The organism is Blastopirellula sp. J2-11, from assembly GCF_024584705.1.
Taxonomy (GTDB): Bacteria; Planctomycetota; Planctomycetia; order Pirellulales; family Pirellulaceae; genus Blastopirellula.
Map to the genome: position 1 here is coordinate 5,790,184 of NZ_CP097384.1, position 21,394 is coordinate 5,811,577.

Sequence of the window (21,394 nt, forward strand, 5' to 3'; positions counted from 1 at the left end):
TTTAAACTGAGCCGCCGGAATACTTAGCGACTTTCCCTGCATGCAAAGCAAAGATTCTGATGGCGACAAAAACCTATTTGGCGATCGATATCGGCGCATCGAGCGGCCGTGTTCTCGGTGGTATTTTCGACGGCGAACGTCTCCGCCTTGAAGAGCTTCACCGGTTTGATAACGGGCCTACGCACGCAGCCGGCGGCATGTACTGGGATTTACTGCTGCTCTGGAAAAACGTCCAAGAAGGGCTCAAAGCGGCCCAAGCCAAGTATGGTGATGACATCGTCAGCATGGGGGTCGACACCTGGGGAGTCGATTTCGCTTTTCTGGGAGACGACGGCGAGCTGCTCGGAAACCCGCGGCATTATCGGGATCCGCGGACCAAAGGAATTTTTACCGATGCGTTTGAAATCGCGTCGCGCGAACAGATTTTCACCGAGACTGGGCTGCAATTTCTCGAGTTCAACTCCCTTTACCAGTTGTATGCGATGCGTCGCAACGACAGCTCGATCTTGGAAGCGGCCGAAGATTTTTTGATGATGCCTGACATTTTTCATTGGCTGCTGACCGGCGAAAAAGGGAACGAAGTCACCAACGCCACCACGACGCAACTCTACAATCCGGTCACCAAAGATTGGTCGAAAAAGCTGATCGAGAAGTTTGGTCTCCCCAACGTCTTTCACGAGATCCTGCCGACCGGAACCAACCTTGGCAAGTTGCGCAGCGAAGTGATCGCCGCCACCGGCATCCGCTCGGCCGAAGTGATCTTGCCTGGCACGCATGATACGGCCAGCGCCGTCGCGGCAGTGCCGGCGACGCAATCGACCGGCAAGTCGCCCAACTGGTGCTATATCTCCAGCGGCACTTGGAGCCTGATGGGGGTCGAGACGACGCACCCGGTGATCAACGCCAAATGCGCCGAGTACAACTTCACCAACGAAGGGGGAATCGGCGGCACCACGCGACTGTTGAAAAACATCGGCGGGCTCTGGCTCGTGCAAGAATGTCGCCGCATCTGGAAAGAAGCAGGCCGCGAGTTCAGCTGGTCCGAACTAGTCCGCATGTCGGAAGCGGCGACTCCGCTCGCTTCACTCATCGATCCCGATCACGCGAGCTTCTCGGCGCCGGCCAACATGCCGCAGGCAATCCGCGACTTCTGCACGCGCACCGGACAGCAAGCGCCGCAAAGCGAAGGGGAAGTGATCCGCTGCGCCCTGGAAAGCCTGGCGATGCGTTACCGCATGGTCCATGGTTGGCTGCAAGAGCTGACCGGCGGACAGATCGACACCATCCATATCGTCGGCGGCGGAGCGCAAAATACGCTCCTCAGTCAGTTCGCCGCCGACTCTTGCAAATGCCGCGTAATCGCTGGCCCGACCGAAGCGACCGCCGTCGGCAATTTAATGACCCAGGCCGTATCGCTGGGCGATATCGGCAACCTGTGGGAAAGCCGCGAAGTCGTCCGCAACAGTTTTTCCGTGACCGAATATCAGCCCCGTAACACGACCGCGTGGGACGAAGCGTTCGGGCGATTCATGAACTTAATCAACAAGGTGTAAAGTTGCCCATGGGGGGAATACGACGATCCTTTTCTTCGTAACCCGAAGCGCGAGTTTTGAAGTTGCGCTATTTGCAATTCGCGAACGATCGAACACGAAAAAAGGACGTTAATACGGCCAGAATCAACCGCAAATCGTCACACTAGCCCGCCAGCGCCAGCGAGGGAATAGAGTTGGCGATCCTTAGACGGATTGAAGTGGTGAGCCGTATTCCCTCGCTTGCGCTGCGGGCTAGTGTTCGATGGATTCGAAATAGTGAAACCTTAAAACTGGCGCTTCGGGCTACGAAGAAAAATAGGCGTCGGCGATTTCCATGCCGCAACTTCCCAACGAACTAGTAACGCCGCGACCGTTTTCGCATCGCACGATCCAAAACTATTTATAAAAACTGCATCAGGAGCAAACAGACTATGATTCGCGTTGGCATCGTTGGAGTCGGTTTCATGGGCTGGATTCACTATCTGGCTTACCAAAAAGTTCGTTCGATGAAACTGGCCGCCGTCAGCTCGCGCGATCCCAAACGTCTCAAAGGGGACTGGCGCGGCATCAAAGGCAACTTTGGTCCTCCCGGCGCCAAGATCGATCTGAAGGGAGTCGCGACCTACTCGACCTACGAAGAGATGCTGGCCGACGATTCGATCGACATGGTCGACCTTTGTTTGCCCCCGGCGATTCATGCCGACTTCACCATTAAAGCCTTTGAAGCCGGCAAGCATGTCTTGGTCGAAAAGCCGATCGCCGTCTCGGCCGCGGACGCCAAACGGATGGTCAAAGCGTCCCAGAAGTCGGGCAAGTTGCTGATGACGGCGCATTCGCTGCCGTTCTTTCCAGAGTACAACTTCGCGCTGAAAGCGGCCCGCAGCGGTCAATACGGCAAGCTGCTCGGCGGCAGTTTCAAACGGTCGATCTCTGATCCGACGTGGGTCGACGGCTTTTGGGACGCCGAGAAAGTAGGTGGCCCGATGGTCGACCTGCAGATTCATGATTCGCATTGGATCCGCTTGCTGTTCGGCATGCCGACGGCCGTCACCAGCCAAGGCCGGATGCGCGGCGACGTGGTCGAATATGTCAGCTCACAGTTCGAATTCGCCGACCGCAGCCTGGTCGTCAACTTGAACGCCGGCGTGATCGATCAACCCAGCCGCTCGTTCGCCCACGGCTTTGAAATTCACTTTGAAAAAGCGACGCTGCTGTTCGACTTCTGCGTGATCGACGACCAACCTGTCCTCTCGATGCCGCTGACAGTCATCCCGAAAAAGGGAAAATCGAAGCAGCCGAAACTAGCCGGCGGCGATCCGGTCGAAGCGTTCATCGCCGAGATGAAAGAAGCGGCCACGTCCATCGAAACCGGCACGCCGTCCGACATCCTCTCTGGCGAAACCGCCGCCGACGCGCTGGTCCTCTGCCACAAACAAACCGAAGCGGTGGTCAAGGGACGCAAGGTGAAGATCTAGTTCCAACTGTAAACAGAGGCGCAATTTTGCAGTTCACGAACGAGCAAGTACGGATAAAGGACGGTGAGATATGGCGTCCCTGTATCGACATCAGCCGCACGGCGTTAGCCGCGGTTGCTTGTCTTCCTTTTCCGTCGTCAATGAGTTCCTGTCAGAAACCGCGGCTAACGCCGTGCGGCTGATTCTGTGAGAGAAGCCGGAGCGAGGTGCGACGATTGGTTCACTTGATTCGAAAAATCGCAACGCCAAAACTCGCACCTCGGGCTACGAGTTTTGACGAATAGAGCGCAAGCGCGATTGGCGCATTAACATTTCGTTTGACTTTACCCAGGCTTTGACGTTCGCAATTTGTCCAAGGAGCACGCCCAGATGAAACCCAAGAATACGATCTGCCTGTGGTTCAAAGACGACATGCTCGAAGCGGCGAACTTTTACGCCGCCACCTTTCCCGATAGCGAAGTGACCGCGGTGCAGCACGCCCCCGGCGATTATCCCGGCGGCAAGCAAGGAGACGTGCTAACGGTCGAGTTCACCGTCGTGGGCATTCCCTGTCTCGCCCTCAACGGCGGCCCCGGGTTCAACAACGCTTTCTCGTTTCAGATCGCGACCGACGATCAGGCCGAGACCGACCGCTATTGGAACGCGATCGTCGACAACGGCGGTCAGGAAATCGCCTGCGGTTGGTGCTCTGACCGTTGGGGCCTCTCATGGCAGATCACGCCGCGCGTCCTGACCGACGCATTGGCCGCCGGCGGCGAAGAAGCTGGTCGTGTTTTCAACGCAATGATGACGATGAAAAAGATCGACGTCGCGGCGATCGAAGCGGCGCGGCGCGGGTGATCGAGAGATGCAGTTGCATCAACGAGCGGCCGTGTTGATTGTCAAGCGGTTTCCCTCAGCACGCGCCCTTGGACTTCGATGCCCACGACGGAACAAAAATAAGGCCGCCGACACAGCGTCACTTCCATTCTTCCGAATGGAAGTGACGCATGAGCTGGACAATCATCACTACTTCGCGGCGTAGTTATCCATGTCTTTGGCGGCGGCGGCACACGCAGATGGAAACGCCTTCAGGACAGGCGCCATCCAGTCGAGCGCCATCTTCGTGACCTTCTCGCCCGCTTTCTGGGGCGTGCCTGCATCGAATGGAGGCGCGGGGTCATACTCGATGCCAAGTTGACTCATCTTTGCGATGTCCTCGCCGAGCATCTTTGCTAGTAACGTCAAACCGAAATCGATCCCGGCTGTCACGCCGCCGCCAGTAATACGGTTACGGTCGGTCACTACTCGCGCCACCACCGGAGTTGCACCAAACAACTCCAGTTCCGCATGGCACGCCCAATGGCTGGTCGCGTTATACCCCTTGAGTAAACCTGCTGCTCCAAGGACAAGCGAACCCGAACAAACGGAGGTTATCCACTTGGCTCTCGCCCCGCGATCCGCCAGAAATTTCATCACCTCTGGGTCCTTCATGACCGCAAGCTGCCCTGGACCGCCACCGACGAAAATAGCGTCCAAGTCCTGCGGACAATCTTTGAGCGTCATTGACGGGCGCAGCACGACGCCCGTGTCAGACTCCATAAGATCCATGTTCTTCCACACCAAGTGAACATTGCAGGACAACGACAGAACGGTATGGGGGCCGAGCATGTCCATGAGGGTGAGGCCAGGGTAGACCAGCATGGCGATTTCCGGCCTGCGTCCACCTTGGATGGATGGAAACGAAACGCGACTCGTTTGCACAGGCGGCTTTTCATCGGCCGCAACCGCCGAGCCAGCGATCCCTGCAACTGCCGTCGCCGCGACTACGCCACCAAATTTTCTTCGATCCATATCAATTTCCTGATTGTTTTTAAAAGGTGCTTTAACTGCAAAAGAATGATTTCTGTGAGCCGGTTTCGCCCCGTTGCAAACCGCATTCGGGGGTGGCTTTCAGTGCGCTTTACTTTTCCATTTCAATCTCCTTGTCAATGGTGAAGAGGAACGCTCGTTCGTTGATCCACATCAGAAACGAATGGCCGAAAGAAAGGCCGACCAAAGCTGTACGACGGCCAAGGGATCGCCGCAATCATCAAGACGATCGCCAGCGAGTATCCGTAGGCGGCCCAGCGGAATTTTTTTCTGTCATCCTCCACACGCTTGGCGACGGAATAGACGGCCTGTGCAAAGCCGATAGCCAAGAACATCATCGACGGATGGTAGGCCGTCAGAAAAAACGCCATGTAGCTGCTAAAGGCGTAAGCCGGATCCCCAAAGAGCGGTTTGATATGAGGGCTGGAAACGTAGAGAAACAATCCAAGCAGGAATTGCAGGTTTGCAACCGTAGTGAATGTCAATCCTGCCCGCGTGTCGCTACGCGTCCATTTCCGTCGGCAAAGCAATCCATGCCACGCTTGCGCCAATGCCCAGAATGCGGACAGTAGTACGATCCAACGCGTCAGGCTGTGGTACGGCAAGAGGCGTAAATACTCCATTAGCGGCCCCCTTCCTGAGAAGCGTCATGCGCTGCAGGGCTCGGTTCGACGACGAGCGAACGATTCGGCGACCTACGCGATTCCTCACGAAGTTTGCGATCCAGCACAAATGTTCCCAGGGGATAGAGCGACGCAATGATCGCCTCGAAGATCCGCTCGAACGGCCAGCAATTCGAGCGGGCCGCCCGCACGACGGCGACCATATACAGCAGAAAGAGAACGCCATGCAGCGTTCCGGCGACACGTACGGCAAGCGGCTCCCCGGCGACATACTTCATCGGCATTGCCACGCCGAGCAGCAACAGGAAAGAGAGCCCCTCAAGGGCGCCCACGATTCGCAGATCGGTTATTGAATTTCGCACGGGTGAAGCCTTGCAGTCAGTAGTTCCGGTGGACAATTTAGCGGCGTGCGGCCTTGCACTTCATGAATCTACTTGACGCCGCAATTGGCACAAATGACAATATTCCGACATATTCGGCCATTCTGTCGTGCAAGAAGGACTTGAGAAAACTGATGGCGAACGATGGCGGCGCTCAGGCGTCAAACAAACCGCGGCGAATTGTGTTTCTTGCATTTCCACAAGTGGTCCTGCTTGATCTGATCGGGCCGTGGGATGTTTTCTTTCTGGCGAATACGCTAATCGGCGGCGAGAAGCCGCCCTATCAACTGGAGCTGGTCAGCGGTGACGATTCTGCGTCGATTCTTTCTTGCGGAGGTATTTCGATGGCGAGCCATCAGACGGCGACGAACTGTCGAGGCGCTATCGACACGCTGATTGTTCCCGCCGATGGGATGAGTAATACGCCGCCGTCGGCTCGCTCATTGAAGATCGTGCGACGCTTGGCCGGACGCTCGCGTCGCATCGTATCAATCTGCGGAGGCGCAATGCTCCTAGCTGCAGCCGGGCTACTGGATGGCAAGCAGGCGACGACACATTGGCGGGCGACGGATGAACTTGCAGCCCGCTTTCCTCAAGTCGCCGTCCAGCCCGATTCAATCTTCGTGAGAGATGGAAATGTCTATACATCAGCTGGAGTGACGGCTGGGATCGACTTGGCGTTGGCTCTGGTTGAGGAAGATTTAGGGCGAGCGATGGCGCTTAATTGCGCTCGACAGCTGGTCGTTTTCATGCGCCGTCCTGGCGGGCAGTCTCAATTTAGCGCTACGTTAGAATCGCAACAGACGGAGAGAAACGCCATCAATGAGCTCATCGCATGGGCGACCGATAATCCGGCGAGTGATCTATCGGTTGAAGCGATGTCGGAACAAGTTCACATGAGCCTCCGCAATTTCTCGCGAGTATTCCGCAACGAGGTCGGACAAACGCCGGCGGCATTTGTAGAGAAACTGCGAGTCGAAGCCGCGCGTCGTCGGCTTGAAGAAACAGACAATTCGCTCGAAACGATTGCGAAGGACAGTGGCTTCGGTAGCGCGGATTCCATGAGGCGATCCTTCAATCGGGTCATGAAAGTTGCTCCCAGCGACTACCGCCGTCGGTTTTGCCGGCAGTAACTCCCATGGTTCGGATGTTTGGCAGAGAAAGCATTCCCCAGGCGAAACGCTCAAAACGAAGAGCGCGTTTTGGGAAAATCTCTCGAAGCAGGGTACGTCAAGACAGTCGCAACACAGGTCAAAAATTGTCGGTTGACAAAGCACACGGAATTGGGGTCATTTACCCATTGCGATTCCACCATCCAATCACGTTCACACATCGGCCGAATCGTCGGACGATGAGGGAGATCCTCTGCGCGGGGATTCCGTGAGGGAATATCCCTCGTTCTGTTGAAAGGCTAGTCCGGTGGTCCCAGATAAAAACGTGGTCCTGTCCAACGCGTCCGATCCTGTCCAACGTGTCCGATCCTGTCCAACGCGTCCGATCCTGTCCAACGCGTCCGATCCTGTCCAACGCGTCCGATCCTGTCCAACGCGTCCGATCCTGTCCAACGCGTCCGATCCTGTCCAACGCGTCCGATCCTGTCCAACGCGTCCGATCCTGTCCAACGCGTCCGATCCTGTCCAACGCGTCCGATCCTGTCCAACGTGTCCGATCCTGTCCAACGCGTCCGATCCTGTCCAATGCGTCCGATCCTGTCCAACGCGTCCGATCCTGTCCAACGCGTCCGATCCTGTCCAACGCGTCCGATTGCCCCAGCCCAGGACTGGTGGACGCTGAAGGATTTTTGGAAAATCCCCTCAGGAGGTCTGCATGTCTCAGGAATCGAATCGGATGCCACGGAAGTACTCTCAACAGTTTAAGCAGGACTCGGTCGACTTGGTCGTCAAGCAAGGTTACTCGTTTTCGGCGGCGGCCGACGCGGTTAATGTGCTGGAACGGAGCCTTCGGCGATGGCACAAGCAGCTCGCCCCGAAGCCGAAACCGTGCGGCGATGACGCTTCGCTCGAAGATTTGCGAGCCGAGAACAAGCGGCTGCGCAAGGAACTGCAGCAAGCGGAACTTGAGCGAGAAATCTTAAAAAAAGCGACGGCGTATTTTGCGAAGGAGTCGCAGTGCAATTCGCCTGGATCGCTCAACATCGTGACTCCTTTCCGGTCGAGACCATGTGCTGCGTGCTGCAGGTCAGCAAGAGCGGGTTTTATCGCTCGCTCCGTGCGCAGCCTGGTCCCCGGGCGCTGCGGACCGCGAAAATTCATCAAGCGGTGAAACACGTTTTCGAGCAGTCGGATCAAATTTACGGCAGCGAAAAGATTGCGAAAAAGCTGCAGGCGAGCGACGAGATGGAATCGCCCTGTCGCAACACCGTCGCTAAAGCGATGCGTGATTTAGGCCTGAAAAGCAAGGTTTTCAGCCGTTTCAACCCGACAACGACCAAGGCCGATCCCACGAAGCGTCCGGCCGCCAATCTCCTCGATCAACAGTTCGCGGCTGATGCCCCGAATCAAAAATGGGTGACCGATATTACGTATCTGCCAACCGCATCCGGCTGGGTTTACCTGGCGGTGGTGCTCGATTTATTTAGTCGCAAGGTGGTCGGGTGGGAGTTGTCGACAAGCCTGGCGACGTCGTTGGTCAACAGCGCGTTGCGCAATGCGATCGAGTCGCGGCGGCCCAACACGAAGCAGTTGCTGCATCACAGCGATCGCGGCTGTCAGTACACAAGCGACGAGTATCAACGAACGCTGAAGACGCTGGGAATCACTTGCTCGATGAGTCGCACCGGCTGCTGCTACGACAATGCAGTGATGGAACGATTCTTCTGGTCGCTCAAGCACGAGCGGACGAAGTTCGAAGAATTCGCCAACATCGAAGAGGCCAGACTCAGCGTGTTCCGCTACATTGAAACGTTCTACAACAGCGAGCGAATCCACCAAACGCTAGGTTACCTAACGCCCAATCAGTTCGAGGCCCGGCACGCTACGAGCTTGGCCGCGTAAAAAAGTCTACCTTCAGCGTCCACCAGTCCTGGGCTGGGGCAGATCCTGTCCAACGTGTCCGATCCTGTCCAACGTGTCCGATCCTGTCCAACGTGTCCGATCCTGTCCAACGTGTCCGATCCTGTCCAACGTGTCCGATCCTGTCCAACGTGTCCGATCCTGTCCCGGAGATGCTGAATGACTAATTTCGAAGGAAGCATGAAGAGCGAGGCTCCACGCCTCCTTCCTTAGACATTCGTCCCTAACTTTACGCTCGCTGTACCTTGCATCGGCCTAGGCCAGCGGGTAAAGTGAAGTCTCGTGACATGAGATTAAATCTCAATACCACCAACCCCCGTCCTCCGACATGATGCCACTCGATATGCTTCCGATCGGCCAATCAGCCGAGATTGCCGACGTTCTGGGAGACCAGAACGACGTCAAACGCTTGGCTGAGATGGGTTTGAGCGCCGGAGTGGTCGTGCAGGTCGTGCAGCAAGGGAGTCCTTGCATCGTTCGCGTGGATGGATCGACCCTCTGTTTTCGTGAATGTGACCACTTGCAAATCTTTGTTCAGCCGGTCGCTCCTGTCGCATGAAGACGCTTTCCGCCGTCAAAATTGGAGATCGGGTCACGGTCGGCTCGATTGAGGGTGACGATGACATCTCGGTTCGCTTGCTCGAGATGGGACTGGTGCCGGGGGTCGAACTGACGATCGTCGGCTATGCCCCGCTGGGGGATCCCATTGAGATCGAATTGATCGGGTATCGGTTGTCGCTCCGAAAAACAGAAGCGTCGCGCGTGCTGCTTACCGATTAAAACTCCTCCCGCGAATCCCGCCTGATTTTTATGTCGCTAGAGCAGCAGACCCAGTCGATCGCCGTCGCTTTGATCGGCAATCCGAACACCGGCAAGTCGACGCTGTTCAATGCGCTCTCCGGCGTTCGTCAGCGGACCGGCAACTATCCAGGCGTCACGGTCGAAAAGAAGCACGGCACGTTTCGGGTGGGCGACAAATCGATCGAACTGATCGACTTGCCTGGCTCGTACAGCCTGGCGCCGCGATCGCCTGACGAGATGGTTGCGGTTGACGTGCTGCTGGGCCGCTTGCCGGCCGAACGCAAGCCGCAAGCGGTGTTGGTAATTTTGGACGCCGGCAATCTTGAACGCAATCTCTATATCTTGAGCCAGGTGCTCGAGCTGCGATTGCCGACGATCGTCGCACTGAACATGATCGACGTCGCCCAGGACAAAGGGGTGACGGTTGACGTTCCGCTATTGGCACAGCGTCTCGGCGTTCCGGTGCTGGAGACTCGCGCCAATCATGGCGCCGGAGTCCAGCAACTGCGCGAAGCGCTGGCCCATATCGAAGACCAGGCGCCGCCCGAATACATGAGCCCCTTTCCGCCGGCGTTTCGTGAAGAAGTCGCCGGCCTGCAAGGGAAAATGGTCGCTAGTGAAGTCTCGGCGCCCCGTTATCTGGTCGAACGATTGCTGCTCGATACGAGCGGCTATCTCGAAAAAGAGCTGAAGCTGGGGGGGGACAATTTTCATCAAACGATTGAAGAGGCCCGAGCGCGCCTGAAGGAATCAGGCGTACCGGTTCCCGCGGTCGAAGCGATGTCACGTTATGCGTGGGTGCGTGAAACGCTGAGCGGCGTCGTGCAGCGCAAGCCGGTCGCGCCTCCCCTTTCGGACCGCATTGATCGCGTCATGACGCATCCCATCTTGGGCTCGTTCTTTTTCGCGATTTTGATGCTGACGGTCTTCACCGCCGTCTTTAGCGATTACATCGCCGGCGTGCCGATGGGTTGGATCGAGGGCTTGTTTGAAGGACTCGGCGGACTGGTCGGCGACAATTTGGCGGAAGGTCCGTTCCGATCGCTGCTGGTTGACGGCGTGATTGCCGGCGTCGGCGGCGTGCTCGTTTTTCTGCCGCAAATCTGCATCTTGTTTTTCTTCATCGCGATCCTGGAAGACTGCGGGTACATGGCCCGCGCCGCTTACTTGATGGACCGCTTGTTCTCGAACGTCGGCCTGAGCGGCAAGTCGTTTATTCCGCTGTTGTCGTCGTTCGCGTGTGCGATCCCCGGCGTGATGGCGACCCGCGTGATCGAAAACCGCCGCGACCGTTTGACCACGATGATGATCGCACCGCTGATGAGCTGCGCGGCGCGGATCCCGGTTTACGTGGTGATGATCGCGGCGTTTGTTCCGCAATATTCTTTCGCTGGCGGCTTGCTCAACTCGCAGGCGTTGACCTTCGCCGGGATGTACCTGGTTGGGATCGTCGCGGCGGTGTTTGTGGCGCTGGTGCTGAAGAAGACATTGCTGAAAGGAGCGACTCCGCCGTTTGTAATGGAGTTGCCGTCGTACAAATGGCCGTCGCTGACAACCGTCGGCTTGCGGGTCTTTGAAAAAGGATGGTCGTTTATCTATCGCGCTGGAACGTTGATTTTCGCTTCGAGCGTGTTGGTTTGGGCCGCCGCTTACTATCCGCACAACGATGCCGCCGTCGCTACTTGGACGCCGCGTCTGGCCGAAGTGGAAACGGAACTGGCGCAGGCGACCGAGCAAGCGAAGATTGACGAACTGGAAGCCGAGCAAGGGGACCTGGAACATCACATCGCTGGCGCCTATCTGCGCGACAGCTATCTTGGCCGAGCCGGGCAGTGGGTCGAACCGGTCGTCCGCCCATTGGGCTGGGATTGGCGAATCGGCTGCGCGACGATCGCGTCGTTTCCGGCTCGCGAAGTGATTATTGGAACCCTTGGCGTGATCTACGATCTGGGGGGGGAGGAAGATGAAGAGTCTATTCCGCTACGTGAAAAGCTGAAATCAGCGACTTGGGACGGAACCGACCGCCCTGTCTACAATTTGCCGGTCGCTTTGTCGGTAATGGTGTTTTTTGCCCTTTGCGCCCAGTGTGCAGCGACTTTAGCGGTAATTAAACGCGAAACCAACTCTTGGCGATGGCCGATATTTACTTTTGTTTACATGACCTTACTGGCGTATTTCGGCGCCTTTATTGTCTATAGAATCGCGGCTTTTTTCACCACAACGCCGCTTGTCTCCGTATAATGGGAGGTTGTCTCGGACACCCCATTTCCCAAGGCGCAGGCATGTCAGACGTATTGCAGAACGTCGGCGTTTTGCTCTTTATCGCCGGCAGCGGACTTTACATCGCCATCTTGATGTGGCGAACGGTTCGTGAAGAAAAAGAAGGCTGCGGAAGCAGTTGCGGCGGCTGTTCGTCTAAACGATCCTCCCCCAACGTCCGCACGACGCTGATTCAGCTTGATACCAAGATCGTCGAGCCGAAGAGTTAGGGTCGAATTGTTCGTCTGCGTTTCGCAGCGCGAATAAAGAAGCGTGCCATTGTTGCACGCTTCTCTTGATTGGTACGGCCGCAATTTCGACGGCTACAGCTTCTCTTCGTGGTGAGCACGAATTGCCGCCAAATCATCGGCGGCGCGAAAGAAGGCGATCACCACTTCAGCGCCGATTCGCAGCCCGAGAATGTAGAGCAGCGCCACGATGCCGCCCATGAAGAAAAATCCGATGGCGCCCCCAATAGCTCCGACCACGTCTCCGGCAACGAAGCCGGCGACCAGAACGGCGACACAACCTCCCAGCCAACCAACAATAATCAGCGCCAGGCAAAGGTAGTAGACAACCTTGGCGACCGTCGGCGCAATCATCGTATTGAAGCTGAAGAGTCCGCCGATTCCACCGCCAGATTTTGCCTCGTCTGCGCCTGCCCGCGCCGGACGATGCTTCGCTTTCTTCTTTTTGCCTTTTGCTTCCGCTTTGTCGGTCGGAGTAACCGCAATCATCTCCGAGATTTCGGATGTTTCCGATTTGCCCTTTGCTTCTACAACCGTCGCAACTTGCGGCGCAGGAGGAGCAGGCGGCGGCGGTGGCGGAGCGGTAATCGACGGCGGAGTCGGCGTATCTTCGTCAAACGCCTGCGGCTCGCTCGCGGGTGGCTGAACTTGCGCTTCGCTGGTAGCGCCGGTGGGATCGGTGATTCGCGGCGAGAGCGAGATCCCATGATCGTCATCCGGCACATTGGGAATCGCCGAGACGACTCCATCGGAGGGAGTCACCGGAATCCCCATCGGAACTGCGTCCCCAGAAGGCGCTGGCGATAGCGGCGCCGAGCCGGTCGGAACTTCTAATCCTCGCACGCTGGTCGCATGGACCCACGAACTTTCCCCCCGCCGCACGAGGGTCTCGGGCGTAATCTGCCCAGCGGCGGCAAGTTGCCGCATCTTCTTCGACGAAAACGGGCCTGTCTCCGGCGCATTTTCGTTTGCTTTCAGGTAGAATTCTTCGGCCATGAGATTTCTCGGGGTGGGTCTTCACGGTCAGAAAGCCGGATCGCCTACTCTGTGCCGTCCATCCATCTTGAACGCGGCGCAGCGCCAAGTCAACGAAACAATGGAATGGACTGCCGCCGGAAACTCCATGGCATTGCTGCTCTTCGCCGCTAGACGCACTCCCGGTCGGCGGTTACGTTGAGCCGAGCGTGAGAAGATTCCGCGAGCCGACCTACCTCCCCCAGTTTTCGACCATGGATGATTTTTCGAACTACTGCCTTCCCAATCCCATTCTGGATGCGGTAACGGCAGAGTATGCAACCCTCGAACAAGAGCTCGACATCGCACTGGCGAGCTCCAATACGTCTGACGATGCGCTTCGCGCGATTGTCGGCAAATGGGACCACATCCGGCGAAGACTCGAATCGTGGAGCAATCTGGTTGAGATCCGTTTCAATCAAGAAACGAACGACCCAGACTTCAAAGCGGCGCAAGATTATCGCGACGAAATTGCGCCAAAGTTGACCGAACTCAACGTGCGGATTCAAAAGAAGCTGGTCGAAACGCCGCTGCGGCCACGTCTGGAAGAGATCTTCGGCGCCCATGCGTTCCAGCTGTGGGAAGTGCAAAACAGCACGTTTGATCCCTGCATCCATGACGACCTGGTCCAAGAGTCGAAGCTCGTCTCGCGCTACAACGAGCTGACCGCGTCGGCGAAGGTCGAATTCCAGGGAGAAGAATACAACCTCTCCAGCATCGCGAAGTTCGAAGAACATGCCGATCGCGATGTGCGCTACGGCGCCGCCCGTGCGGTCTGGCAATGGTTCGCCGCCAATCGAGTCGAGCTGGATCAGATCTTCGACGAGCTCGTGACGCTACGTCATGGCATCGCGCAAAAGCTGGGCTTTGACAGCTTTGTCGAGCTCGCCTATCGCCGCATGTCGCGAACCGACTACGGCTCGGAAGATGTCGCGCGCTATCGTGAAGAAGTTCGCGAGCATGTTGTTCCGCTCTGCCGCGAGATCCATCGCACCCAGGAAGATACCCTAAATCTCGAGGACTTGATGTTCTGGGACGAAGGGCTGTTCGACAGCGCCGGCAACCCGACTCCGCAGGGCTCCTACGAAAAGCAAATCGAGTTGGCGCAGCAGATGTTCAATGATATGAACGTCGATCTGGGCAAGTTCTTTCAGTTGATGTGTGAGAAAAACCTGCTCGACCTGAAAATTCGCCCCTGGAAAGCAGGCGGCGGGTTTTGCTCGAGCCTGCCGAGCGAAGAGCTGCCGTTTATCTTCGCCAACTTCAACGGCAGCAAAGGAGACGTCGAGGTCTTCACGCACGAAATGGGACACGCGTTCCAGTGTTACAGCAGCTTTGACGGCGCCGCGCTGCTAGAGCATGTTTGGCCTACCTACGAAGCGTGCGAGATTCACTCGATGAGTCTCGAGTTTCTCACCTGGCCTCACATGGAGATGTTCTTTGGCGACGCGGCCGAGCGTTTCCGTCGCATCCATTTGCTGACGTCGCTGTTGTTCTTGCCATACGGCGTCGCGGTCGATCATTTTCAACATGCGATCTTCGCCGAGCCAGACGCGACGCCGGAGCGCCGTCATGCGATCTGGCAAGAGATGGAGCGGCTGTACCTGCCGGACACCAACTACGGCGACTTGCCGCACGTATCAAGCGGCGGCCGTTGGCAGCAGAAGCGGCACATCTATATGTCGCCGTTTTATTACATCGACTACACGCTGGCCCAATGCTGTGCGCTGCAGTTTTGGGTGCGATCCGAGCGCGACTTCGCCACCGCGATGCAAGACTATGTCGACCTTTGCAAACGGGGCGGCACGATGCCGTTCTCGGGATTAGTCGACAGCGCCGGTTTGAAAAACCCGTTTAAGCCCGGCAGCTTGAAAGAAGTGGTCCAACAGGCCCGCGAGTATTTGAAGCTGTAGTCAATTCTTGGGCGAGGGCGATGGACAAAGTTGAGTTTCAATATTGCGCTGAAGATGCGGACGCGTTTGGCCCTGAAGAAGCTCCTCAGCATCGCTGGTGGAACCATGTGTTACTGATCGTCGGCGGCGTATTGATCGGCGTTCCCGGCGTGATTCCGGCGCTGCTGCTCGACTTTCGTTGGGTCTCTGGCATGATTGCGATCGCCTACTACAGCGCTTTGTACCGTTACGCGCGCTATCTGTTTCAACTGCCGGCCGCTGCGATCTTCCCCGGCGGCCAGTTCCGTGTGCGATTGACCCCCAACTTTCTCGAAGAAGCAGCCGACAATCATCGGGCGCGATTCTCCTGGTCCCATATCGAAGAGGTGATCGAAAATCGTGAAGCCGTGTTGATCTATCCTGATCGACTCCAAGCAATCGTCATTCCCAAGCGGGCCTTCGCATCGTCCAGCGAGATGCGTCAGTTCGCCGCATTGGCGCAGCAGTATCGCAAAGAAGCTTTACAGACAACCTTGCCGGCGATCGGTTTGTACGACGACGACTTCTTCTCCGCCTGGACGCGCGACGCCGGGCTGAGCGTCGAATATCAGAACACTCGCGCTGATTGGGCGCACGCGATGCAGTTTGGCGCCTACGAGTCTCCCTGGCAAAGCATGGGAACGCGACTCTCGAAGTACGTGTTCTTTCTGATTCTCAGCGTCTTGATGCTGTATATGGCGTGGACCATCAATCACATCGGCTTCAAAGCCTTTTGCCTGGTCGCTGCGGCCGCCTTCTGGTATGTCGGTTCAATCTCGCTGGCTCTGGTCGTAAGCGAGCGAGGTCGGCGGCATGACGTGCCAGAACAATGGCTCGCCAGACGGACGCTCTTCATTTCACCGATCGGCGTCATTGCGCTAACGCCGTTCGCGATCCATTGCACCAAGTGGAATGGCTTGGAAGCCGTGTTGCAAAATACAAGCTTCCTCTATTTTCTCGAATCGTCTGACCACATTTGCCAGATCGCGCCCAAGCGCACGTTTCCCACCTTCGGCCAAGCCGAACACTTCGCCCATGAGGCGATCCAGTGGCATCAAGAAGCGTTGGCCGTCGACGCCGAAGAAGCGGCCAACGACTCGCTGCCTACCCAACCCGACGACGGCGAAGATCCATTCCGATCACCGCAAGCTTGAGTCGCGGCGGCATGTCGTCGACAATGGCGCCTTGTTGAAGCGATGAGCACTGGCCAACAGCGCTATTCGCTGCAGGAACCGTCGAGCGATTCGCCGGCAAACGACAATCCTTTCGAACTCTCCCCCCAACCTGATCGGCGCGAGATGGAAGTCGAATACAAAAACGCGCCGGAAGATATCCGCTACATGGTGCGAGTCTTGCCCTGGTCGACCATCGCCGAACTACTGATCACGGCCCCCGGTTTTGTCTTGGGTGCGACGGCGCCGGCGATTTTGATTTTCCTCGCGTCAGAGCACTACATCCTCGGCCTGGGTCTGTTGTTAGCGGCAGTGCTATTCGCCGCGCGACTCCTTTGGCAGACGCTGCAATTCTTCCGCAAGATCCCTGTTAAACCGGGCCGCATTCGCCTGCGGATTACGCCCGAGTTTATCGAGACGGAACATCCCGAATATCGCTCACGGCAAGCATGGACCTATTTGAAATCGGTGCAGCGCGTCAGTGGTGCGATCATCTTGATTCGACCGCTGAACCGCGCCTACATTGTTCCTGATCGTGATTTTGATTCTCCCCATACAGCCGAGCTGTTTTATCAAACGGCGCTCGCCTATCACGCCGCGGCGGTGAACCAACCCGACGGGGATCTGGCGCATGATGTCGAAGCGTTCTTGCCGGACTGGTCACACCGCGCTCGGCGGACAACTTCGTATCAAAACACGATCGGTGAGTGGGCGCACGCAATGAATCCAGGGGCGACATCCTTGCGATCATCCTGGCTGGGGCATTTCACCACGATGCTGGTCGCCGTTCTCATGAACCTGATCCTCGCAGTGATCGCCTATGGAACGCATTGGCAGGCTGGCGCTCCGCTGGAGTTTTCGCCTTGGCTGGGTTTTTTCGCCCTTGCGATGGCGACAGTCTCGGCAGTGATCCTAACCTTCCGAGCAGTGCTGAAGTTGCGGGAGTTCACCAATCGTTGGCGAGTTCCGAAGACGCTTTTAGAGCCGCGATCCATCGGCATTTCGCCGCCAGGCATGGTCGTCCGCAATCGGCTCATGGTGCTGGCGATCCGCTGGCCGGCCTTGGCCCAGATCACGCACAACGCTGACGCGATCTACGTCAGCGACGTCTTGCCGTCGATTGCTTTTATCATTCCGAAGGCGGCGTTCGCCGATCCCACAGCCGCCGAGTCGTTCGCCGAAGAGATGCTCACGTGGTACACGTCGGCGATCGAAACGTCGAATCTCGGGATCGATGCGGAGCTGATCGAAGCCGAAGTGGTCGACGGCGACAATCCTTATCGTTCACCACAAAGCTGAGCGATCGATCGGCGGTTCTAGCGATTATCCCGATTGCAGCAAATCGGCGTGCTTGAATGCCGTTCGCCCAGCGACTTCCGCAACTCCTCCCCCGCGATGACGCGATTTACATGCCATGTTGAAGGTGGAAGACGCCCGATTCGCGGCGTCCCATCCTGATTGCTTCGTCTTGGAGAATTCACCGCTATGTCGCGACTCATATCGCTTTCGACCGTTACGTTGGCCCTACTACTAATCGCTCCCTTGACATTGGAAGCTGGTCCCCGCGGCGGTGCTCGCGGAGGCGCACGCGGCGGCGCCGGTGGTGGAGCTCGACCCGCTGGAGGCGGCAATCGACCTTCGCCTGGCGGCGGAAACTTTGGCGGCGGCAATTTCAACGGCGGACAAAATCTGGGCAGTCGCCCCGGTGCTGGCGACAGTCGGTTTGGCGGTGGGGATCGCGGCGGGCAAAGCTTCGGCGGCAACTCGCGTCTATCGAGCGCCCTGGAAGGGGGCAACCTTGATAAGTTCGGCGGCAACGGCGCTGCTGGCGGTCGCAATCCGGCCGGTAATGGTCGCCCTAACAACAACCAACTGAACAACTTTTTGGGAATCGACGGCGGCAAAGGAAACGTCAACCCGGCCAATCGGGACCTAACCGATCGCAATCTGGATCCGGCCAACCGTGATCTAACCGATCGCAATGTGAATCCGACCAATCGTGATCTGAACAACAACAATCGGGATCTGACAAATCGGAATCTGGACAACCGCAACGTCGATGTTCGCAATAACAATACGAACATTCGAAACAATAACATCAACAACGTCAACGTGAACAACAACCACGTGAACGTGAATGCTCGCGGCGGCCAGATCTACAACAACATGAACGGCTATTGGAACAACGGGCCCCGTCCCTTCTCCAACGGCTGGTACGGCGCTCACCCGAACGCTTGGCAGTATCGTTATCCGCACGCCGACGCTTGGGCGGCCGCCAGCTTTGGCGCGGTGACCGGCTGGATGATCGGCGCAGCAGCGACTCCGACCACCTACGTCTACAGTGATTCGTACTACTACCCCGCAGGGACCACGGTCGAAGATCAGCAGACGTACGCCGCGCAACAAGCGACCGACGCGTCGCAATTGGCTTCATCCGCTCCGCAGCCAACCGCCGATGACGGCGAACAATGGATGCCGCTGGGCGTTTATGCGATCGTCGACGGCGAAGATGCGACTTCTTCCAAGATGCTGATCCAATTGGCGGTCAGCAAATCGGGGAACATCGCCGGCACCTACTATCACGCTCAGACCGGCAACAGCCAAACTGTTCACGGCGCCGTCGACTTGAAGACGCAGCAGGTCGCCTGGCAGATCGGCGACAATACGAGCGTGACCTTCCAGACCGACCTGGAAAGCTTGACGAAAGACGAGACCCCGGTGCTCATTCATTACGCAAGCGGCCAAAGTGAGAAGGTCGAGATGGTCCGGATGCCGGACGAAGATTCGTCAAAATCGTAAGGCGGACCGCAAACCGTAAAGTTGAAAGGAGAGCCGTTTACGGCTCTCCTTTTTTTATTGCCAAACTCGACCCGTCTTATGCCAGATCTTGGATGGGTGATTGCGCAGCGGTTAGGCATTTTTGCTTAGGAACCGCGAAAAACGTGCGCACTATCAAATTCACCGATAGTGTCAGAGCTCTAGATTTCGGATTTCTTATTTTCCGCAAGGTATTACCTGATATCAGGTAACGACCACGCTTCGGTACTCCGCAAGCGATTTGGCATAGATTTCGCCATAGGATTGCTCTGCTTGCGACATTACGTCGCAGGCGACTCGCCGACCCTTCGCCGCTTCGGAACAGGGCGAGGGGTATATCCCTCAACCATGGATGGATGAAAGGAAACGAGCATGACTAGTCTCATCGCTGCGAGCATTCTGACGCTCGCCATCGCTGGCGCCGCTCCCCAGGAAACGGCTGCTGTCGATAAGGTCGACCTGATTGAGGTCAACCACCTTTACGATCAACAAGGACGGCACGTGATCGACCAGCTCATTTTTTATGACTGGGACAGTTCACACGGCCGCTTCCAGGTTCGCGCCTGGCGATTGATCAAAAGTCCTGGGCAAATGCCGCAGCGCGACTGGAGCAAAGACACGTACGTTAGCTATTGGCGCGACATGCACGTGATGCGACGCGTTTACGCGAGTCGGATCAAAGAAACGTGGACCACCTACGATCCAGAGGTTCTCGAACGAGAAGTGCTGCCGATCGAATATCGCCAGGAACTAAGCCAGGCAGTCCCCTCGCGGCGGAGAATCGCTTCGAACTAGCGTCATTCTCGTCTATCGAGATTCCCCGTATAATTCTGTAGGAGACGTGATATTCGCCTACGGAAAGGGGCCGATGGCCGAGACCAACAAAATACTGATCGCCGACGATAATCAAGCCAACGTCGAACTGTTGGAAGCCTATCTCGCCGGAGTCGACTGCGATGTCGAAATCGCCGTCAACGGACAAGACGCGCTTGACAAAGCAGCCTCATTTGGGCCTGACTTGATTTTGCTCGACGTAATGATGCCAAAGCTGAACGGTTTTGAAGTTTGCCAAAAACTTAAGAGCGATCCGGCGACCTCCAGGATCATGATCCTCATGGTGACGGCGCTCAACGAACTTGGAGACATCGAACGTGCAGTTACTGCCGGGACAGATGATTTTCTCTCGAAACCCGTCAACAAAGTCGAGTTGCTCAAGCGCATATCGAACATGCTCCGCATCAAAGATATGCAGGACGAAAACGAGCGACTTCGGCGGTACATCGCTGACATGGAAACCGAGTCCGGACACGACGCGTAAGCGGCCAGAGGCCTAATCCGCTGGTTGGCCGCGATAGCTCCGCTATCGGGGCGGCGCAGCCGTAAGAGGCATCCATCGCCACGCGGCGGCTAATGCGACTGTCGATATCGCCAAACAGGTTGGCGAGCCGCCGATTTGACTTCAACCGCGGCATGATGCCTCTTACCGACTTCGTCGGCCCCGATAGCGGAGCTATCGGGGCGAACCACTTCATTCGCTAGCAATACGTCGCTTCATACTGCTGACGACGCTCGGCGATCTCTTCATCGGTTGGCATTCCGCCGACGTCGCGGCGGCTTTTGAAGTCGATGACGAACTCTTCGATGTCGTAGGCGATTTCTTGGATCGCTGAGGGCTGCATCCGATCAAAGAACATGATTCCGTCCAGGTGATCGGTTTCGTGCTGCACGACCCGGGCCAGCATGCCGTCAATTCTCTGGCTGAAGAGTTCCCCTTGCAGGTTGTAGGCGTCAAACTGGATCTCGGCGGGTCGCTTTACTGGACCAAATACCTGCGGCAGGCTCAAACAGCCTTCTTCCTCTTCTTCGTTCCCTTTGGGGCGCGAGATGACTGGGTTGATGAAAACCAGTTCTTCCCCTTCTCCCTTGGTCCCGGACAGATTGGCCACAAACAGGCGAATCGGCAGATCGACCTGATTCGCGGCGAGTCCGATGCCCCGATTCTCGTACATCAGCTCGAACATCTCTGCGACGATCTTGCGCAGATCGGCGTCAACCCGTTTGACCGGTTTGGATTGGTAACGAAGCGTGGGATGCGGATAATGGACAACTTCAAGCGGCAACGGACAACTCCTCAATGAGCCTCTTTCCCATCTGGGAACACGAGGGCATGGCGATAATCCACCAATTATAGGCGAAATCTCCGTTCGGGGGAGGATGCTGACCGCCGGCGCAGCTGCAAATCCCCGCGACAGCTGAACT

19 protein-coding genes and 2 pseudogenes are annotated in these 21,394 nt (G+C 57.0%); 16 read left to right on the forward strand and 5 right to left on the reverse strand.

Features of this window, described 5'->3' with window-relative positions; translation table 11 throughout:
- Positions 1–59: 59 nt before the first annotated feature.
- The 3 genes from M4951_RS23020 to M4951_RS23030 all read left to right on the forward strand — a co-directional run bounded on the left by M4951_RS23020 (position 60) and on the right by M4951_RS23030 (position 3,847).
- Positions 60–1,553: a rhamnulokinase gene (locus M4951_RS23020; RefSeq protein ID WP_262023948.1), complete on the forward strand. Its 1,494-nt coding sequence runs from the start codon at positions 60–62 to the stop codon at positions 1,551–1,553.
- Between the two features lie 410 nt (positions 1,554–1,963).
- The gene (locus M4951_RS23025) at positions 1,964–3,007 is read left to right on the forward strand and encodes a Gfo/Idh/MocA family protein (RefSeq protein ID WP_262023949.1); all 1,044 of its coding nucleotides are present in this window, start codon (positions 1,964–1,966) and stop codon (positions 3,005–3,007) included.
- 369 nt (positions 3,008–3,376) lie between these two features.
- On the forward strand, positions 3,377–3,847 hold the full coding sequence (locus M4951_RS23030; RefSeq protein ID WP_262023950.1) for a VOC family protein: 471 nt from the start codon (positions 3,377–3,379) through the stop codon (positions 3,845–3,847).
- Between the two features lie 168 nt (positions 3,848–4,015).
- Here the strand turns inward: M4951_RS23030 and M4951_RS23035 are convergent, their stop codons facing one another.
- The 3 genes from M4951_RS23035 to M4951_RS23045 all read right to left on the reverse strand — a co-directional run bounded on the left by M4951_RS23035 (position 4,016) and on the right by M4951_RS23045 (position 5,843).
- Entirely contained in the window at positions 4,016–4,840 is an 825-nt protein-coding gene (locus M4951_RS23035) for a DJ-1/PfpI family protein (RefSeq protein WP_262023951.1), read from the reverse strand.
- A 134-nt stretch (positions 4,841–4,974) separates the two neighbouring features.
- Complete coding sequence (locus M4951_RS23040; RefSeq protein WP_262023952.1) at positions 4,975–5,481, reverse strand: hypothetical protein; 507 nt, start codon at positions 5,479–5,481, stop codon at positions 4,975–4,977.
- Positions 5,481–5,843: a DUF3817 domain-containing protein gene (locus M4951_RS23045; protein ID WP_262023953.1), complete on the reverse strand. Its 363-nt coding sequence runs from the start codon at positions 5,841–5,843 to the stop codon at positions 5,481–5,483. The genes M4951_RS23040 and M4951_RS23045 overlap by 1 nt, the downstream gene beginning before the upstream one ends.
- 152 nt (positions 5,844–5,995) lie before the next feature.
- On the opposite strand from M4951_RS23045, the gene M4951_RS23050 reads away from it, so the two are divergent.
- The 7 genes and pseudogenes from M4951_RS23050 (at position 5,996) to M4951_RS23075 (ending at position 12,183) form a co-directional block, all read left to right on the forward strand.
- Positions 5,996–6,994 carry a GlxA family transcriptional regulator gene (locus tag M4951_RS23050; protein ID WP_262023954.1) on the forward strand — a complete coding sequence of 333 codons (999 nt, stop codon included), beginning with the start codon at positions 5,996–5,998 and terminating at the stop codon, positions 6,992–6,994.
- Between the two features lie 715 nt (positions 6,995–7,709).
- A pseudogene (locus tag M4951_RS25685) lies at positions 7,710–7,913 on the forward strand (transposase); the annotation flags it as partial.
- Between the two features lie 50 nt (positions 7,914–7,963).
- A pseudogene (locus M4951_RS23055) lies at positions 7,964–8,875 on the forward strand (IS3 family transposase); the annotation flags it as partial.
- Between the two features lie 346 nt (positions 8,876–9,221).
- Entirely contained in the window at positions 9,222–9,452 is a 231-nt protein-coding gene (locus tag M4951_RS23060) for a ferrous iron transport protein A (protein ID WP_262023955.1), read from the forward strand.
- A complete protein-coding gene (locus M4951_RS23065) occupies positions 9,449–9,673 on the forward strand; it encodes a ferrous iron transport protein A (protein WP_262023956.1) in 225 nt (74 codons plus the stop codon). The genes M4951_RS23060 and M4951_RS23065 overlap by 4 nt, the downstream gene beginning before the upstream one ends.
- 30 nt (positions 9,674–9,703) lie before the next feature.
- On the forward strand, positions 9,704–11,935 hold the full coding sequence (gene feoB, locus M4951_RS23070; RefSeq protein ID WP_262023957.1) for a ferrous iron transport protein B: 2,232 nt from the start codon (positions 9,704–9,706) through the stop codon (positions 11,933–11,935).
- Between the two features lie 41 nt (positions 11,936–11,976).
- The gene (locus tag M4951_RS23075) at positions 11,977–12,183 is read left to right on the forward strand and encodes a FeoB-associated Cys-rich membrane protein (RefSeq protein WP_262023958.1); all 207 of its coding nucleotides are present in this window, start codon (positions 11,977–11,979) and stop codon (positions 12,181–12,183) included.
- A gap of 93 nt (positions 12,184–12,276) precedes the next feature.
- On the opposite strand, the gene M4951_RS23080 is transcribed toward M4951_RS23075, so the two are convergent.
- A complete protein-coding gene (locus M4951_RS23080; RefSeq protein WP_262023959.1) occupies positions 12,277–13,197 on the reverse strand; it encodes a DUF4282 domain-containing protein in 921 nt (306 codons plus the stop codon).
- A 188-nt stretch (positions 13,198–13,385) separates the two neighbouring features.
- On the opposite strand from M4951_RS23080, the gene M4951_RS23085 reads away from it, so the two are divergent.
- The 6 genes from M4951_RS23085 to M4951_RS23110 all read left to right on the forward strand — a co-directional run bounded on the left by M4951_RS23085 (position 13,386) and on the right by M4951_RS23110 (position 20,453).
- Positions 13,386–15,128, forward strand: a complete 1,743-nt coding sequence (locus M4951_RS23085; RefSeq protein ID WP_262023960.1) for a M3 family oligoendopeptidase — start codon at positions 13,386–13,388, stop codon at positions 15,126–15,128.
- 20 nt (positions 15,129–15,148) lie between these two features.
- A complete protein-coding gene (locus M4951_RS23090; RefSeq protein WP_262023961.1) occupies positions 15,149–16,300 on the forward strand; it encodes a YcxB family protein in 1,152 nt (383 codons plus the stop codon).
- A 42-nt stretch (positions 16,301–16,342) separates the two neighbouring features.
- Complete coding sequence (locus tag M4951_RS23095) at positions 16,343–17,617, forward strand: YcxB family protein (protein WP_262023962.1); 1,275 nt, start codon at positions 16,343–16,345, stop codon at positions 17,615–17,617.
- A 186-nt stretch (positions 17,618–17,803) separates the two neighbouring features.
- Positions 17,804–19,117: a hypothetical protein gene (locus M4951_RS23100; RefSeq protein ID WP_262023963.1), complete on the forward strand. Its 1,314-nt coding sequence runs from the start codon at positions 17,804–17,806 to the stop codon at positions 19,115–19,117.
- 390 nt (positions 19,118–19,507) lie between these two features.
- Positions 19,508–19,930: a hypothetical protein gene (locus tag M4951_RS23105; RefSeq protein ID WP_262023964.1), complete on the forward strand. Its 423-nt coding sequence runs from the start codon at positions 19,508–19,510 to the stop codon at positions 19,928–19,930.
- Positions 19,931–20,003: 73 nt separating this feature from the next.
- On the forward strand, positions 20,004–20,453 hold the full coding sequence (locus M4951_RS23110; RefSeq protein WP_262023965.1) for a response regulator: 450 nt from the start codon (positions 20,004–20,006) through the stop codon (positions 20,451–20,453).
- A gap of 217 nt (positions 20,454–20,670) precedes the next feature.
- Here M4951_RS23110 and def read toward each other — a convergent pair whose 3' ends face one another.
- On the reverse strand, positions 20,671–21,255 hold the full coding sequence (gene def, locus M4951_RS23115; protein ID WP_002655754.1) for a peptide deformylase: 585 nt from the start codon (positions 21,253–21,255) through the stop codon (positions 20,671–20,673).
- Positions 21,256–21,394 lie beyond the last annotated feature (139 nt).